Source organism: Gilliamella sp. Fer4-1, from assembly GCF_001690515.1.
GTDB classification, from domain to species: Bacteria; Pseudomonadota; Gammaproteobacteria; order Enterobacterales; family Orbaceae; genus Gilliamella; species Gilliamella apicola_C.
Genome location: NZ_LZGZ01000323.1, coordinates 1 through 15,818 on the forward strand (window position 1 = coordinate 1; position 15,818 = coordinate 15,818).

15 protein-coding genes are annotated in these 15,818 nt (G+C 34.9%); 8 read left to right on the plus strand and 7 right to left on the minus strand.

Annotated elements, in window-relative coordinates; all coding sequences use genetic code 11:
* Window positions 1-310 precede the first annotated feature (310 nt).
* From A9G30_RS10765 to orn, 5 genes are all read right to left on the minus strand, one after another.
* Window positions 311-1,732 (minus strand): cation:dicarboxylate symporter family transporter, encoded by a 1,422-nt coding sequence (locus tag A9G30_RS10765; RefSeq protein WP_065588959.1) that lies wholly within the window; start codon window positions 1,730-1,732, stop codon window positions 311-313.
* A 93-nt stretch (window positions 1,733-1,825) separates the two neighbouring features.
* Window positions 1,826-3,157, minus strand: coding sequence for a CoA-disulfide reductase (locus A9G30_RS10770; RefSeq protein WP_065588960.1), 1,332 nt, complete (start codon window positions 3,155-3,157; stop codon window positions 1,826-1,828).
* Between the two features lie 200 nt (window positions 3,158-3,357).
* On the minus strand, window positions 3,358-4,338 hold the full coding sequence (gene hemH, locus A9G30_RS10775) for a ferrochelatase (protein ID WP_065588961.1): 981 nt from the start codon (window positions 4,336-4,338) through the stop codon (window positions 3,358-3,360).
* A gap of 9 nt (window positions 4,339-4,347) precedes the next feature.
* Complete coding sequence (waaA, locus tag A9G30_RS10780; protein ID WP_065588971.1) at window positions 4,348-5,619, minus strand: lipid IV(A) 3-deoxy-D-manno-octulosonic acid transferase; 1,272 nt, start codon at window positions 5,617-5,619, stop codon at window positions 4,348-4,350.
* Between the two features lie 9 nt (window positions 5,620-5,628).
* Complete coding sequence (gene orn / locus A9G30_RS10785; RefSeq protein ID WP_065588962.1) at window positions 5,629-6,192, minus strand: oligoribonuclease; 564 nt, start codon at window positions 6,190-6,192, stop codon at window positions 5,629-5,631.
* Window positions 6,193-6,271: 79 nt separating this feature from the next.
* On the opposite strand from orn, the gene rsgA reads away from it, so the two are divergent.
* Window positions 6,272-7,300, plus strand: coding sequence for a small ribosomal subunit biogenesis GTPase RsgA (gene rsgA / locus A9G30_RS10790; RefSeq protein WP_065588963.1), 1,029 nt, complete (start codon window positions 6,272-6,274; stop codon window positions 7,298-7,300).
* Between the two features lie 473 nt (window positions 7,301-7,773).
* Here the strand turns inward: rsgA and A9G30_RS10795 are convergent, their stop codons facing one another.
* The gene (locus A9G30_RS10795) at window positions 7,774-8,328 is read right to left on the minus strand and encodes an HdeD family acid-resistance protein (RefSeq protein ID WP_065583032.1); all 555 of its coding nucleotides are present in this window, start codon (window positions 8,326-8,328) and stop codon (window positions 7,774-7,776) included.
* Between the two features lie 188 nt (window positions 8,329-8,516).
* Window positions 8,517-10,190, minus strand: coding sequence for a C4-dicarboxylic acid transporter DauA (gene dauA / locus A9G30_RS10800; RefSeq protein WP_065583033.1), 1,674 nt, complete (start codon window positions 10,188-10,190; stop codon window positions 8,517-8,519).
* A 476-nt stretch (window positions 10,191-10,666) separates the two neighbouring features.
* On the opposite strand from dauA, the gene plsB reads away from it, so the two are divergent.
* The 7 genes from plsB (at window position 10,667) to A9G30_RS10835 (ending at window position 15,695) form a co-directional block, all read left to right on the plus strand.
* Complete coding sequence (gene plsB, locus A9G30_RS10805) at window positions 10,667-13,093, plus strand: glycerol-3-phosphate 1-O-acyltransferase PlsB (RefSeq protein ID WP_065588964.1); 2,427 nt, start codon at window positions 10,667-10,669, stop codon at window positions 13,091-13,093.
* A 77-nt stretch (window positions 13,094-13,170) separates the two neighbouring features.
* Entirely contained in the window at window positions 13,171-13,500 is a 330-nt protein-coding gene (locus A9G30_RS10810; RefSeq protein ID WP_065567369.1) for a hypothetical protein, read from the plus strand.
* Window positions 13,501-13,533: 33 nt separating this feature from the next.
* Window positions 13,534-13,812, plus strand: a complete 279-nt coding sequence (locus tag A9G30_RS10815) for a hypothetical protein (RefSeq protein WP_065588965.1) — start codon at window positions 13,534-13,536, stop codon at window positions 13,810-13,812.
* A gap of 123 nt (window positions 13,813-13,935) precedes the next feature.
* The gene (locus tag A9G30_RS10820; protein ID WP_065588966.1) at window positions 13,936-14,256 is read left to right on the plus strand and encodes a DUF7716 domain-containing protein; all 321 of its coding nucleotides are present in this window, start codon (window positions 13,936-13,938) and stop codon (window positions 14,254-14,256) included.
* 84 nt (window positions 14,257-14,340) lie between these two features.
* A complete protein-coding gene (locus A9G30_RS10825) occupies window positions 14,341-14,628 on the plus strand; it encodes a hypothetical protein (RefSeq protein WP_065588967.1) in 288 nt (95 codons plus the stop codon).
* Window positions 14,629-14,976: 348 nt separating this feature from the next.
* A complete protein-coding gene (locus tag A9G30_RS10830; protein WP_065567373.1) occupies window positions 14,977-15,345 on the plus strand; it encodes an Imm41 family immunity protein in 369 nt (122 codons plus the stop codon).
* A gap of 50 nt (window positions 15,346-15,395) precedes the next feature.
* Entirely contained in the window at window positions 15,396-15,695 is a 300-nt protein-coding gene (locus A9G30_RS10835) for a hypothetical protein (RefSeq protein WP_065588968.1), read from the plus strand.
* Window positions 15,696-15,818 lie beyond the last annotated feature (123 nt).

Below are 15,818 nucleotides of genomic sequence, written 5' to 3' on the forward strand. Positions count from 1 at the left end.
TCAATGTATTATTTGTTTTTTTATGGGCTAATTGTAGGAAGAACGGGGTGTTCCTGACGTTTGAGTTTTGGATGGACAAATGATTATGTTAGAGTTAGCAGATAGTTATGTAAATAAATTGCTTCTAGCGTTTTTACCGATATCATTGATGATACGAGTAAAAACGCTTTATTAATTTATCTTTGGATAAAAAACTTTTAGAAATTTATGTTTTACCGGAAAAATTTTAATCGCTCAGAAAAGCAATTGATTTTATTTGTTTTTTTGAAATTAATACTTATATTAGGTTAGAAAAACCTTCTCATTGCCGTCAAACTTCTGACGGCTCATTTTCAAAAGTGACATTAGGATCGTTATACACGGTCATATTCATAAGTCCTACTTCTCGATCAGTTACGACAGCCGCTGTCATTGCACCAGATACATTGGCTAAAGTTCGTGCCATATCGATAATTGGATCGATAGCTAACACCATGCCAATTAAAGGGAAGTATTCAGCCATACCCATGCCAGATAAGACTACAGTTGCGGCAACCGTTGCTGTACCGGGAATGCCAGCGATGCCGATTGAACCAATAACCACCACAATGACAAGCATAATATAAAACTGGATATTAGTCTCAATACCAACCATGTGCGCTACCATCACGGCAAGTAAAGCAGGGAAGAAGCCTGCACACCCATTCATTCCCATGGTGCTACCAAGCGAGCCGACTAAATTGGCAGTGCCAGTATTTACCCCCATTCGAACGGTTAACGTTGAGATAGTCATAGGTAATGTGCCGACTGATGAGCGACTAGTAAAGGCTAATAGCCATGTTCCTAACGCTTTTTTAATAAACATCGTTGGCGAAATACCATGGATCAAGACAATAGTAATATGCATAATTAGCATAATCGCTGTTGCAATATAGACCGCAACAACAAAGTTTGAAACCTGAATAATTGCTGGTATTCCATTAGAAATAATGGTGCGAGCCAGTAAAGCAATGACCGCGTAAGGCATGTATTTAATAACAGTCATCGCAATTGACATGACGATTTTGTAAAGTGCTTCGATAAATGTTTTAAATAACGCAATGGGTTGTGGGTTTTTCTTTTCCATTCTATTGGCGGCAAGCCCCATTAAGGCAGAAAAAACAACTAAGCCCACGATGTTTTCGTTTACCATTGATGCAATAATATTGCTAGGTATTAGATTGATAAAGGTATCAATAATATTGGTGTATTGTTTTGCGTGAGCTTGATGTACAGAGTTTGAGCTCATTGTACCTAAGGCAAATAGATTCGCTAACAAAATACCTACTATACAGGCAATGGCTGTTGTAAACAGCAACCAAAAAATCCCTCTAAATGCAATTTGCGGTAGATTTTTTTTACCAGAAAAATCGATTATGACTTTGACAATAGAAACAAAAATGAGTGGTATCACTAACATTCGGATAAAGGCAATAAAAGCACGACCAAAAAACCCATACCATGTTGCAGTTTCTTGCATCCAGATTGTTGATATATCTGGAAACCCTGCTACAGCTTGGATCCCTAAACCAAGCACTGCACCAAGTATTAGACCAACTAACATGCGAATTGAAAAATTAATTTTTTTATCTTGTAGCGGTTTCATCACCGCAAAAAAACAAATAAGTAATAGTCCAATACTAATGAGCGTTTGATAATGGGTAATTACTAAGAACTTTTCAAAAAAAGCTCCCTGAAAAATAGCACCTGGCATAATTAGCCTCTCTTTTGATAATTCAATTATCTAGTTAACAATCTATGTTTTATCACATGATTTGATGTATAACTATAAATACATTAATGCTGCTTATTTGGCTATAGAGCCAGCAATATTTAAAATATCCCAAGGTCTGGAAAAGGGTGGCGCATACAGAAAATCCATCATGGCAAAGTCATCAATTTTTAAATTTGCCCATATTGCAGTTGCTAACGTATTTACTCTTAATACCGCACCACTCCCACCAACTATTTGCCCTCCTAAAATCTCGCGAGTATCGGCATGGTAAATTAGTTTTGCTGTTACACTTGTTTGTCCAGCAACATAGTTGCTATGGTTTTTATCTTTAACCATTACAGTTTTATAAGGTATTTTGGCTTTTTTTGCTTCGCTTTCGGTTAAACCAGCTCGCCCTGCCTCAACATCAAAAACCTTTAGGGCTGATGTGCCAATAGTACCGGGGTATTCATTATGTCCTCCGCCTAAATTTTCGCCTGCGATTTTACCAAGCTTGTTTGCGCCTGTAGCAAGCGGAATATACACAATTGATTGGCTAATTCTATGGTGAAGTGCGGCACAATCTCCAGCGGCGTAGATGTCAGTAATATTGGTTTGCCCAAAGCGATTGGTTATTATTGCGCCGTTTTCTAGTGTGTTGATCCCCATGTTTTTATAGATAGCACTATTGGGTTTTACACCTGTTGCAATGATAACAACATCTGCTGGGTATTGCGATTTATCGGTAACCACATGAGTGACTGTATGAGTCCCTTCAAAGCCTAACACGCGTTCTTGTAAGTGTAGGTCACAATGTTGTTTGATGTTTTCTTCTATCAGTTCGGTAATTTGCTCATCAAAAGCATCAACAAGAATTCTATCATCTAGCTGAATAAGTTTAACTTTTTTTTGTAGGGCAACGAGTGATTCGGCTATTTCAAGCCCAATATACCCAGCACCAACAACAATAACATTTTGGGTATTTGGATTGGTTAACGCTTGTTTGATTGCTAGCCCATCATGTAGATCGCGTAAGGTGAAGATATTTTTTAGTTGATTATTTTTAAAAGGCGGAATAATGGGGCTAGCACCAACCGCGAGTAGTAGCTTATCGTAGTTATCATCAAAGCAATTGCCTGTATTGAGATCTTTAATGGTTAATTTTTTTTGATTAACATCAAGTGCAATAACTTCATGTTGCGTCTTGATTTCAATGCCATCTTTTTGGAATTGTGCTGGTGTTCTGGATATCATTTCATTGGCATCAGTAAAGTGGTTACCAATGAAATAAGGTAACCCACAAGCACCAAACGATACAATATCCGATTTTTCATAAATACGGATGGTGGCCTCAGGGTTTGTTCTTTTGGCTTTTGCCGCAGCACTTGCGCCTGCGGCTTGAGCGCCAATGATGATTATTTTCACTTAATTTTCTCCTTAGTGCTCAAAAACAGAATTATTCAATACTAGCTTATCATACGTTATCAATCATACGGGTGATAGATAACTGCTTGGTTTTAATATTTGTTAGTTTAAAATTTGAATTATTTGAAAAATATCTGCTTTTTTATTTTATTAATCGTATTATGTTGTAAAAACGTTTCAAGTTACTGTGTTTTTGAATATCAGCTTTTAAGTTTAACTGGTTGAATATAATTTATTAAATCTATAATTAAATTAATCTGTAAATGAGTGTCATTTAATGCAGGAATATAATAAAAGTTTTTGCCACCTGCATTTAAAAAAACTTCTCGATTTTCTTCGTCAATTTCGTAAATGGTCTCAATACAGTCTACCGAAAATCCTGGGCAGATGACTTGCACATTTTTAACGCCTCTTTGAGCTAATGTTTGTAGTGTGCTACTGGTGCTTGGTGTAACCCATTTACCTTTGCCAAATTTGGATTGATAAGCCATTTGAATGGGGATATTTATGCCATTTTCTCGACATTTTTTGACTAATAACTGCGTGGTCATTTCGCAACGTTGTATATAATCATCATTGCGGTTATGGATATAACGCTCAGGAATACCATGATAAGAAAGCACAAGCACGTCAGGTTCTCCTTGGTGGTGAAAAGCCTGCTTAATTTGTAGATAAAGTGCATTGATATAGCTTCGATGATCGGCATAATCTCGAATATAGTCAATATGATCAATGATATTGAGCGAAGTTATAATTTGCTTGATTTTATCAAGTACTGCGAGTGTAGTGGTTGTTGAATATTGTGGAAAGAGAGGTAATACTGTAATTTTTGTGCATGATCGCAGGTTATTTAACGCAGATTGCAAATTGGGATCGCCATAAGTCATGGCTAATTCACATTGAATATTAGGTAAATGGTGTTGTAATTTATCACATAATAATCGGCTATAATGCAATAAAGGCGAGGCGTTATTTATCCAGATTTTTTGGTAATGATTAATAATATAAGGCACTCGTTTAGGTATTACGCGGTACTTTAAAATTGGATACCAAAGCAGTTTTGGCAAATCAACTACATGCCGATCAAGCAAAAACTCGGTTAGATACTGCTTTATTGCATCTGGCGTTGCCGCATTTGGTGTGCCTAGATTAACTAGCAATAATCCTTGTTTTTTGTCCATAAGCGAGCCTTATTTGACACAAAGATAAGGGTTGATAACATCAAGAAGCCTACCTAGTGCGCCTTGATTTTGTTTTAATACTTGATAAGCATTTTCGCCAATCTGTTTACGATTGGTGTTATTTTCTAAAAGATCATTAATTGCTGAATAAAGGGAAGCTGGGGAGCTATCACAAATGATCATCCCTTTAGCTGCAATAAGCTGTTCACAAATAACTTTAAAATTGAAAAAATGTTCGCCACTAATGATAGGAATATGGTGGAGAGCTGGCTCTAATGGGTTATGCCCACCATGTTTCACTAAACTACCGCCAACGAAAGCGATATCGGCAAGACCGTAAAGCGTGGCTAACTCGCCCATTGTGTCGCCTAAAATGACTTGCGTTTGTTTAGTAGGAACTTGCTTACTACTACGGTTTATATAAGTTAACCCGTGATCATTAATTAATTTTTCAACTGCTTTAAAACGCTCTGGATGGCGAGGAACAATAATTAATAGTAAATCAGGATGTTTGGTTAACAAAAGTTCAAAGGCAGCTAGGATGATTTCATCTTCACCATGATGTGTGCTTGCAGCGATAAAGACTGGTTGGTTTAATTGCCATTGTTGCTTTAACTTTGTGGTTGTTTGCCGCTGTTGAGCCGTTAAATTAATGTCAAATTTGATACTACCTGTTATCGCTAAATGATCGTTTGGCAACCCCAATGCGACAAACCGTTCGCCATCTTGTTTATTTTGAGCTGCCACTATACTGATTTTTGACAATAATTTACCAATAGCCGATCCTAGTTTGTGATATCTGTTAGCAGAGCGTTGCGATAATCTAGCATTGGCAATAACCAATGGAATATTTCGTTTATGGCACTGGCAAATAAAATTAGGCCAAAGCTCCGTTTCCATAATGATAACTAACTTAGGCTGGGTCGTTTTTAAAAAACGATTTATCGCGCAAGGTAAATCATAAGGTAAATATACATGATTGACACTATCGCCGAGCAATGCTTTAACTCGCTCAGATCCTGTTGGCGTCATGGTAGTAACAGTAATAGGTAAATTAGGGTATTGCTGTTGTAGCGCTTTAATGAGTGGAATCGCAGCAATCGTTTCACCGACCGATACGGCATGCACTAACATACTATTAGCTTTCACTTTATTTTTACAAAAACCATAGCGCTCACGCCACCGCTTTCGATAAGCCGGAGCTTTACGACTGCGCCAAAGTAACCTTAGCCACACTAAGGGCTGAATCAAATATAATAAAACGGTATATAAAATTTGCATATCAATCAATTATCTTGATAGATCAAAAAAGTGCTGACGATAATAAGCCAGCTCGGCAATTGAATCACGAATATCATCAAGCGCTTGGTGTGAGCTCTGTTTGCTAATTCCTTTTAATATTTCAGGCTTCCAACGTTTGGCTAATTCTTTGATGGTACTGACATCTAAATAGCGATAATGAAAATAGCTTTCTAAATTAGGCATGTAGTTGAATAAAAAACGGCGATCTTGACCAATGGTATTACCGCAAATAGGTGAGCAGTTTTCAGGTACCCACTGTTTTAAAAATTCGATAGTCTGCTGTTCGGCTTGTTGTTCAGTGATAGTGCTTTTTCGAACACGTTCAATTAATCCTGATTTACCGTGGGTGTTTTGGTTCCACTCATCCATCAATGCTAATTGCTCATCAGATTGATGAACCGCAATTACAGGTCCTTCAGCAAGAATAGTTAAGTTAGAATCAGTCACAATAGTTGCAATTTCAATAATACGATCGGTTATTGGATTAAGTCCTGTCATTTCAAGATCGACCCAAATAAGATGACTACTGTTAATTTGTGGTTGGTTGTTCATAATTTTTGATAGAAATTTTCTTTTTGATACGCAGTAGTGTAGCATAACTGACAATCTGTTTTAGCAAAAAATGAGTACTATGGCAAAAAATCGACTTTCCAATAATCAAAAAAGACGTGTGGCGGCAAAACATCAACAACGATTAGCCATAAGGCAAGATGAAAACCTAGCAAGTTTTTCATCACCTCGTGATGGTGTGGTGGTAAGCCGTTTTGGTAAATCGGCTGATGTTGAAGATAGTGGTGGGCTTATTTATCGGTGTAGTATTCGACGTACGTTACCTTCGTTAGTGACTGGTGATAAAGTGGTGTGGCGTGAAAGTTTAGAGCCAAACACCAACGGTATTATTGAAGCCGTTCACCCTAGGCATTCTGAACTTGTTCGACCTGATTTTTATGATGGGGTAAAACCTGTTGCAGCTAATGTTGATCAAATCGTGATTATTTCCGCTGTTTTGCCAGAGTTATCACTTAATATTATCGATCGCTATTTAGTTGCTTGTGAAAGTACTGATATACAACCCATTATTGTTTTAAACAAAATTGATTTACTCAATGATCAGCAACACGCTGAGGTTGAAAAACAATTGGCGATTTATACTCGTATTGGTTATCAAGTGTTGTATGTTTCATGCCAACATCAACAAGGTATTGCGGTATTACAAGATATCTTGCAAGGTAAAGTTTCAATTTTAGTTGGTCAGTCTGGTGTGGGTAAATCAAGCATTATAAATTTGCTATTACCTCATCAATCACAATCGGCGATGACTGGTGGTATTTCAGAAATATCTGGTCTTGGGCAACATACAACAACCTCGTCAAGGCTCTATCATTTACCCAATGGTGGCGATATTATTGATTCACCAGGAATACGTGAATTTGGCTTATGGCATCTAGAGCCTGAACAAGTGATAAGTGGCTTTAAAGAATTTGATAACTATCTTGGCGGTTGTCAGTTTCGTGATTGTAATCACTTTGATACGCCAGGTTGTTTGCTACAAAAAGCCGTGCAAGATGGTAATATTGCACCATCCAGGCTTGCCAACTATCATCGAATTTTACAAACAATGCAAGAAGTAAAATCGAAAACCAACAAAAGCTATAAATAATTAGCTATTTTTTACAATAGCAACGCTTTTGCTGGCATTAAAATATGCAAAAAAACTAAATATAATTAAAAAATCATCTACTTATAAATAAGTGGATTACTAGGTTGTAACAGCGTAGACTAGTTAAATCAAGTAAAAAACCTAAATAAAATCAATAGTTTTTCTGAATGATTTTTAAAAGTAGTATGCATACAATTTGTATATCCGTAATTTGTATACCTACTGAAAATGATTGTTGTAGCTATTTTGTATGGGAATGCGTCAATACCTAAAGTAAATTGCCGTCTTAAAATATGAAAAGGTCGTCATAAAAGACTGTTTTTGTATGTAACGCTCTAAATATTTAACTATTTTAAATAAAAATTAATGCTTTAACCAAAAACTAAAAACCTAAACGACATTAAACATTGATCTGCTCACAATCAGTAGTCACTGCTAATGGCAAATAGCTTGATTGTGAGCAGTGAACGAACCTATTTACTATTGATGGCCTTTAAAGCAAAACCAATAGCGACATATGCCCAACCTTGAAAAATAAGATCAATACCTAAAAACATACCTAAAACGTAAAGGCTGTCGTATGGCCAACCAGTGATAATCATAAATCCTAAAATGAGGGTGATAATACCGGATGTGAGTATCCACCCCCAACGAGGTAAATCACGGTTATTCATAGCAGCAAATATTTGCGTAAAACCACTCATAATTAACAAAAAGGAAACCACTAAGGTTAAAGCGGACGAAACGGTAACAGGTTGGAAAAATGACATTAAACCAATAAAAATATATAGTACCCCCATTACAGCCCATAGTGCAGATTGACCGAAACTTTTAACCTGAAATGAATGTAGTGCTTGGATAATACCCGCGATCAAAATTAATGAACCAATAACATAGACCGAAAAAACAGTTGCAATGAACTGATAACCTAATGCGAAGCCTCCTAATATAATTAAAATAACACCCACTAAAATAAACCAGTTTGATTTTTGTTTAAGACCGTATAAATTATTTTGGTTAGATATCATATTACTTTCCTATTTTATAAGTTAAATTTGGGTTTGAAATTAAAATCACTTTTAAGACAGGTGGTTTTGTCACAAGTGATTAATCAGTGAAAAGAAAGGCTGTGATACAATTCATTGCACAGCAATTGTTTTATCAAAACAATTGCTGTGCATATAAATTAGACAATATAATAAAACTAAATTTAAAATTAATCTTTATCTTTCAGTGCTTCGTCTAATGTTGAATAGAACATGAGTTTGTTAGAAATAGGAACAATTTTAGCTCTAGCTAATGTTTTTAATGGCTGAAATTGTAACTCACAGATTGATAAATCAACATTTTCAGGCAACTCATCAATAAAATGTATTAAAGCATTAAGCCCACCAGCATCAAGTATGGGTACCGCATCCCATTGTAGTATTATGTGTTGATATCCATTAATCTTTTGATAAATTTCTAAAAAGGTACGTTCAGCAGCAGCAAAAAACAGCGGCCCATTAATACGAAGTACTAAAGTTTTGTCATTACTGCGATTAAGTTCAACTAAACGCGTCATTCGGGCTATTCTGCGCATAAATAGAATTGATGCAAGCACGATTCCCAATGTAATAGCTATCACCATATCAAATAGTACTGTTAGTGACATACAAAGCAACATAATTAAAATATCGTCTTTAGGTGCACATTTGATAATATAAATAACACGTTGAACCGCACTCATATTCCATGCCACGATAAGTAATAGCGCAGACATAGCCGAAAGTGGAATAAATGATAATGCTGGCGCAAAACAGATAAGTGCCAGTAAAACAACCAAGGCATGTAACACCGCCGCAATCGGTGAAGTTGCTCCCGCTTTGACATTAGCTGCCGACCGCGCGATAGCAGCAGTTGCTGAAATTCCACCAAAAAACGGCGCAATAATATTACCTAACCCTTGGCCAATGAGTTCACTATTTGAATGATGTTTGGTATGCGTCATTTCATCTAATACCACTGCACACAATAACGATTCTATAGCGCACAACATGGCCATGGTAAGTGAAATCGGTAATAAAGCGCTGAGTGTTAACCAATCCCATTTAAAATCAGTATGTTGCCAAGGTAAAGCAAATTCTGGTAGTACAGAGGGTATACCATGCCCTAGGGTATTATCGGCTAATGTATAGGTAAAACGTGAACCAATTGTTTCAATTTGATAGCCAAATTGATTAAAGATAAACATGACTATAATACCGGCAACGAGTGCAGGTAAGTGGCCAGATATTCTTAATTTAAGCCTTGGCCACATAATTAATACTATTAGTGTTACAGCTCCGACTAAGGTGTCTGCTATATTGATGGTAGGTAGTGCTTTAGTTAGCTCAATCACTTTACTAATATAACTTTCTGGCATATGTTCGAGCTGCAAGCCAAAAAAATCTTTAATTTGCATAGTTGCTATCGTAATAGCAATACCTGATGTGAAGCCTAATACAACAGGTAATGGTATATATTCGATTAATCTACCTAAGCGAATTATTCCCATTAATATAAGAAATATGCCAGATAGTAGTGTTGCAATGAGTAATCCTGATAATCCATATTGTAATGATACGGGGTACAAAATAACGACAAATGCGGCAGTAGGGCCAGAAACACTAAAGCGAGAACCACCCGTTAATGCAATAATAAAGCCTGCTATAATTGCGGTATATAGCCCATGCTGTGGTGGCACGCCACTTGCAATTGCTAATGCCATTGCTAAGGGGATAGCAATAATACCAACCGTAATTCCAGCAATCAAATCCTTGATAAAACGGGTTGTATTATAAGGGGTCGTTATACATGCTGATATAAATGCAATGCTAATTTTGGTGCGAGAAAGACTATATAATTTCATCGTGTTTAATAGACTTATGGGGAATTGTTTGGGATGCTTAATAAGATAATCTTTTTTACAAAAAATAAAAGAGTGTTACAAAAATAATCATCTTTTTTATAAATTAGATAGGCTATACTCAGTAACTTGAGAAAAAAATCAAAGATAAAAAATTACTTATAAAATCAGCATTGGAAATAAAAGCCTGTTACATTCGTGGCGTTGATAGCATTAAACCGATATAATATGACTATCATGTTACTATATCGTTATCATCTTATCTTTTAGTGGATTTTAAATCATATAGTCTAAAGGTTGTGCAAATTTGCTAACGATTAAACGATAACAGTATATACTTAATTCATTGCTTATCTCAATGCCCCAAAAGAGTACTATGTCTGTTTACAAGCAAAATACTTGCTTGTGGTGGGTTGATGGGTAAACAATTAAAGTCAGTTAAGTATATCAATAACACAAAGGTATGAGGTTTATTTTTTATGTTTTCTTGGTGGGCTAAAGCTTATTTTTTTCTTATCCAAATCTTGGTGAAACTTTTTGTGAAAAGTAAACCTGTTCCTACCGATCCAATAATAGAACTAGACCTTGATACCGATAAACCAATTTTATATGTCTTACCTTATAACTCTCAAATTGATTTGATGGTGTTGCGATCGCTTTGTTTGCGATATAATTTACCTGATCCATTAGCAGGCTTAGATATCAATGGTAAAAACATTCCCGCTTACATCTATATTGATAAAGGGCCTGGTATTTTTGCATCCAACCAACAAAAAAATAAAGCAATTGAAATTTTAAGAGATTATATTTCAGCACATCAACAAAATCATGATCTTGATGTCCAAATGTTACCTGTTTCGGTTATGTTTGGTCGCAAGCCTGATATCGAAGGGAAGAAAAAACTATCATTACAGGTACTTGGCGCAACTAGCAAATTTTTAAAAATCATCACGTCAGGCAGAGATTGTTATACTCGATTTTCTCGTACAGTTTCATTTAAAGATATTCATGTTGATAAACAGCAAGATCTTCCTATTTTAGCGCATAAACTAGCACGCGTTGCACGCATCCATTTCGCCAAACAACGTATGGCATCAATCGGACCTAAGCTTCCTGTTCGTCAAGCGATGCTAAATAACTTACTAAAAAAGCAAGTAATTAGCGAAGCAATACAAGAAGAAGCAAAAAGTAAAAATATTGACCTTGATAAAGCAAAGAAAAACGCATTAGCGATTTTAAATGAAATTGCCGCTAATTTTTCTTATCGTATGCTACGAATAACCGATTTTGTGCTGACCTGGGCGTGGAATAGGCTTTATCAAGGTCTTAAAGTCACTAATGCCGATCCTGTTCGAGAGCTTGCCCAAAATGGGCATGAAATTGTCTATGCTCCTTGCCACCGCAGCCATATGGATTATCTATTACTCTCTTATGTGCTTTATCGACAAGGATTAGTTCCTCCTCATATTGCTGCTGGCATTAATTTGAACTTTTGGCCAGCAGGACCTATTTTTAGGCGATTGGGCGCCTTTTTTATTCGCCGTTCATTCCGAGGTAATAAACTTTATACATCAGTTTTTCGAGAATATTTAGCGGAACTTTTTATCCGTGGTTATGCTGTTGAATATTTTGTTGAAGGTGGACGATCTCGTACAGGTAGATTACTCGATCCTAAAACAGGTATGTTAATGATGACAATTCAAACATTATTACGTGGTGATGTAAGACCCATTACCGTTGTTCCTGTTTATATTGGTTATGAGCATGTGTTAGAAGTCGCTACCTACGCCAATGAGTTACGAGGAGCAAAGAAAGAAAAAGAAAGCTTGTGGCGTACTCTAAAAGCATTTTTAAAATTAAAAAAATTGGGATTTGGCTATGTGAATTTTGGTCAACCAATACCGTTAAATCAGTTTTTAAACCAACAAGTTCCAGAATGGCGAGATGCAATCGAACCGACTGGTACTCAACGCCCGCAATGGTTAACACCAACAACCAATTTACTTGCTAAACAAATTATGGAGCACATCAACTCTTCAGCTGCAATCAATGCAATGAACTTATGCTGTTCAATATTATTAGCGGCAGATCAACGTGCATTAACGAAAGTTAGATTAATTGAACTGATTGATTATTTGTTAAAATTATTAAAAAATATTCCTTATTCAGAGTTGATAACCATTCCAGAACAAACGCCAGAAGAATTGTTTGAGCATGCCAAAGAAATGGGAAAATTTGTTATTACCACAGACGAAGCTGGCGAAATTGTTGGTTTAACTAACGAACAAGCGGTTTTAATGACTTATTATCGTAATAATATTCAGCATTTACTGATTATTCCAGCTATTGTGGCCAGAATTTTACTCAAACATAACCGGATTTCATCGGATGAAGTTTTAGAACAAGTAAAACGACTTTTTCCGTTAATCAAATCAGAGCTATTTGTTTATCACAATGATGAACAACTCACTGAATATGTAGATAAAATTATTAAAATCTATGCCGAATTAAACCTAATTTGTTATTCGCCAGATAAATTAACACTAAATTACTTAAAAATGTCGGAATTACAATTAATTGCTTCATCATCTAAAGATACATTGCAACGTTATGCTATTGCATTTTCTTTATTGCAAAAAGATCCAACAATTAGCCGTGCAACACTAGAAAAAGAGGCTCGACTCATTGCCGAACGATTATCCATTTTACATGGTATTAATGCCCCTGAATTCTTTGATAAAGGCGTATTTTCCACATTAGTTGCATCACTAAGAGAGCAAGGTTATTTAGATGATAAAAATGGCTCAAACTTAGCTAAAATTGAAACGATGAACAAAACACTTAAGCCTTTAGTTACAACTAGAGTAATGCAAACTATCGATGATATAAACCCATTAATCAAATAATTCAAAAATACGCTAATTCGGAGATAACTTTAATGAAGTGCAATATTATTTGTTCATTGTAAGCTAAAGGTTATAACATGGTAGTTAACATCATTCTGCAAGAAACAATCAATGAGCAAGATTTTATCTTGTTGGCTAACAAATGGCAGCAAAATGCATCGGTTATCATTGAATCATTATTAGAAAATAATGAAGCTAAAAACCGTATTTTTAATCTTGCTCTAAACTATATTCCAAATTCATTTGCCGAAGCTGTCATTGATATTTTTCTTGAAGATAGTACTTTTATTATTCGTGATGATGATCTGCTAAAATGTGCAAAGCAAGGCTCTATGGGTTTAAAAAAGAGCATTTGTTATCGTAAAAATGTGCCTCAATATATTATTGATTTATGTAATTTCTATTAATCAACACGTTATCTAGGCTAGGAAATATAAAAGATGTTAGATTTTTCCTATTTATCGGATCAAGATGGCAGTAAATCATCTCTGGTTTTAAACGATAAAAAAGTCCAATTGCTTGATCACGCTTTTACTTATTTAAGGCAAAAAACGGGCATTATCATTGATCCTTATGGCCAAACAAGAATCTACCCAGACCATCAAAAAATATTAATCAATTTGTTACATCAGCATAATGACAGCGAGATCCAAAAACTCGTTTTGCTATTTAAGCAAGCATCCAGTGAAGATGAAATAATTCTTGCCGATGGTGATTAAATGGATAAATTATTTATTTAGCCATAATGACACTTACCTCAAGTTGCATTAAACTAATGTGTATTTATTACAAACGCTTATTACAAATTCAACGATCTCATGCAAGTTATTTAAGAGGAATTTATGGATTTTATCGCTATACGTGATGTGCTTTCTAACATAAAGGATATGCCAAATCATTTTTTTTATCTTCCTGCTGATCACTCCTCTTGGACACTTGATACACAAGGTCGGTTTTTGGATGATGATGCGTTAAATTATTTTGATTCAGGTCTTTCCCAAAAAGCAATAGAAGAAGACTGGATCCCAACGCTAGAAAAAGCCGATATTGAAGATATTATTGAAGTTGCTAACAATGAATTAGGTAATCCAACATTAGAAGATTTATTTAACTCTTTTATTTTCTATATTGAAAATGACGCTTTTTTACAATATGCTGATTAAACATAAATGGCTTATGTTTTTTACACAATATGCTTGTTTAACACAAATAGTACTAGCACATAAATTATGTTATAGCATTTAAGCATGGTGATGTCTTCTAATAAAAAAGTGATCGAATTGATATCACATTTATCAACTCAACTTAATCAATTAGGCATTTTATTACAAACCAATATTGCTGATCAATTTACAGTACATAATATGGCTAGCTATGTACATATTGATATCTTAAAACACCGAATTTATCTTCGCTTCAAATTATCAATTAACGGCATTGAGCTATTTGATAACGATATCATCAATATTCAAATCACAGAGGGTATAATACATGCCAGTGCACCGTTTATTCAAATTATGGTATCGATAATGTAATGAAATACCAAAACGATCTAGATGATTTTGAGCTGGCAATCTTCGACAAAATTTTCATAGAATTATTGTCATGTATTACATCACATATTAGCTTGCTGACCCAAAGCAACTAAATAGCTTAACCAACGAAAATGATTTAAGTAACTTAACAACTTTCACTAAAGGCTGACTGATATAAATGGACATTACCCAATAATGAAGGCTAAAAAAATTTAATTAAAGTATATGATTAGCTACTATTATTTGATAATTTAAAACTGCATAATTTGGGATTAAACTTTAGAGTATCATCTATAAGTGAACTATAAGGGAAGATAGATAAACAATAAATAGAAAAGCCAATAGAAAATGAGCCATATACAAAACATCACTCAATTGGAAAACGCCATAATCCATCAAGCCCAAGCAGAAGATGAACAATCATTTTTGTATCAATTGCATGAACTAAGTTTTTTTGATAAATCAACATTTAATCAACTATTAAATAATTGCCAAGCCTTAGCAAAAGCCTATCAACAGTTAGGAAAAACGAATAATTATAACGAGGTAGTAAAAGGTATTTTACTGATTTTTGAATATACACTATTTTCATTTTATTGCCATCATGCTGAGCATGATTACTTTCATATCAGCAATTATGGCGATGAACTAACCACCAATGACATATCTGACTATTATGATAAAATCAGATTAATCACACAACAAATCATCTTATAAACGCATAAAATAATCACTTACATGACTAGCTCAATAAGGTATTTAAACTAATGGGATTAGATTTTATTATCCATATTGATAATCAACGGCAGGTACAATTTGTTATGAACGAAGATCTACATAGTAAAATATTTAGCAAATCAACAAATTGGCGTAGCTTTAAACAATTAAAAAAAATCAGTGATTATTACAAAACTGATGCCGTTTTTAATAGCAACGAGCTAACAACATTAATAGCAGATTTGATGCAAATCACCCAACAAATCGATGATTTTCAAGATGAATTACAACAGCTCATCACTAAACTGCGTCAGAAAAATGCCAAACTATTACGTGTTACTAGCGATTAGTCATACTTAGATTATTATCCACTCATCTCTACAGCACTATCAACAAATTTTATCATGAATGACATAAATTGAGGCAAACTGTACAATATACAATTTATCTGGCTGACTGGTTTTGATAATTAT

Bases quoted from the DNA above. Each gene is read 5' to 3' on its own strand.
- A9G30_RS10765 (WP_065588959.1), bottom strand. From the start codon at position 1,732: ATGCCAGGTGCTATTTTTCAGGGAGCTTTTTTTGAAAAGTTCTTAGTA.
- hemH (WP_065588961.1), bottom strand. From the start codon at position 4,338: ATGGACAAAAAACAAGGATTATTGCTAGTTAATCTAGGCACACCAAAT.
- waaA (WP_065588971.1), bottom strand. From the start codon at position 5,619: ATGCAAATTTTATATACCGTTTTATTATATTTGATTCAGCCCTTAGTG.
- orn (WP_065588962.1), bottom strand. From the start codon at position 6,192: ATGAACAACCAACCACAAATTAACAGTAGTCATCTTATTTGGGTCGAT.
- rsgA (WP_065588963.1), top strand. From the start codon at position 6,272: ATGGCAAAAAATCGACTTTCCAATAATCAAAAAAGACGTGTGGCGGCA.
- A9G30_RS10795 (WP_065583032.1), bottom strand. From the start codon at position 8,328: ATGATATCTAACCAAAATAATTTATACGGTCTTAAACAAAAATCAAAC.
- dauA (WP_065583033.1), bottom strand. From the start codon at position 10,190: ATGAAATTATATAGTCTTTCTCGCACCAAAATTAGCATTGCATTTATA.
- plsB (WP_065588964.1), top strand. From the start codon at position 10,667: ATGTTTTCTTGGTGGGCTAAAGCTTATTTTTTTCTTATCCAAATCTTG.
- A9G30_RS10810 (WP_065567369.1), top strand. From the start codon at position 13,171: ATGGTAGTTAACATCATTCTGCAAGAAACAATCAATGAGCAAGATTTT.
- A9G30_RS10815 (WP_065588965.1), top strand. From the start codon at position 13,534: ATGTTAGATTTTTCCTATTTATCGGATCAAGATGGCAGTAAATCATCT.
- A9G30_RS10820 (WP_065588966.1), top strand. From the start codon at position 13,936: ATGGATTTTATCGCTATACGTGATGTGCTTTCTAACATAAAGGATATG.
- A9G30_RS10825 (WP_065588967.1), top strand. From the start codon at position 14,341: ATGGTGATGTCTTCTAATAAAAAAGTGATCGAATTGATATCACATTTA.
- A9G30_RS10830 (WP_065567373.1), top strand. From the start codon at position 14,977: ATGAGCCATATACAAAACATCACTCAATTGGAAAACGCCATAATCCAT.
- A9G30_RS10835 (WP_065588968.1), top strand. From the start codon at position 15,396: ATGGGATTAGATTTTATTATCCATATTGATAATCAACGGCAGGTACAA.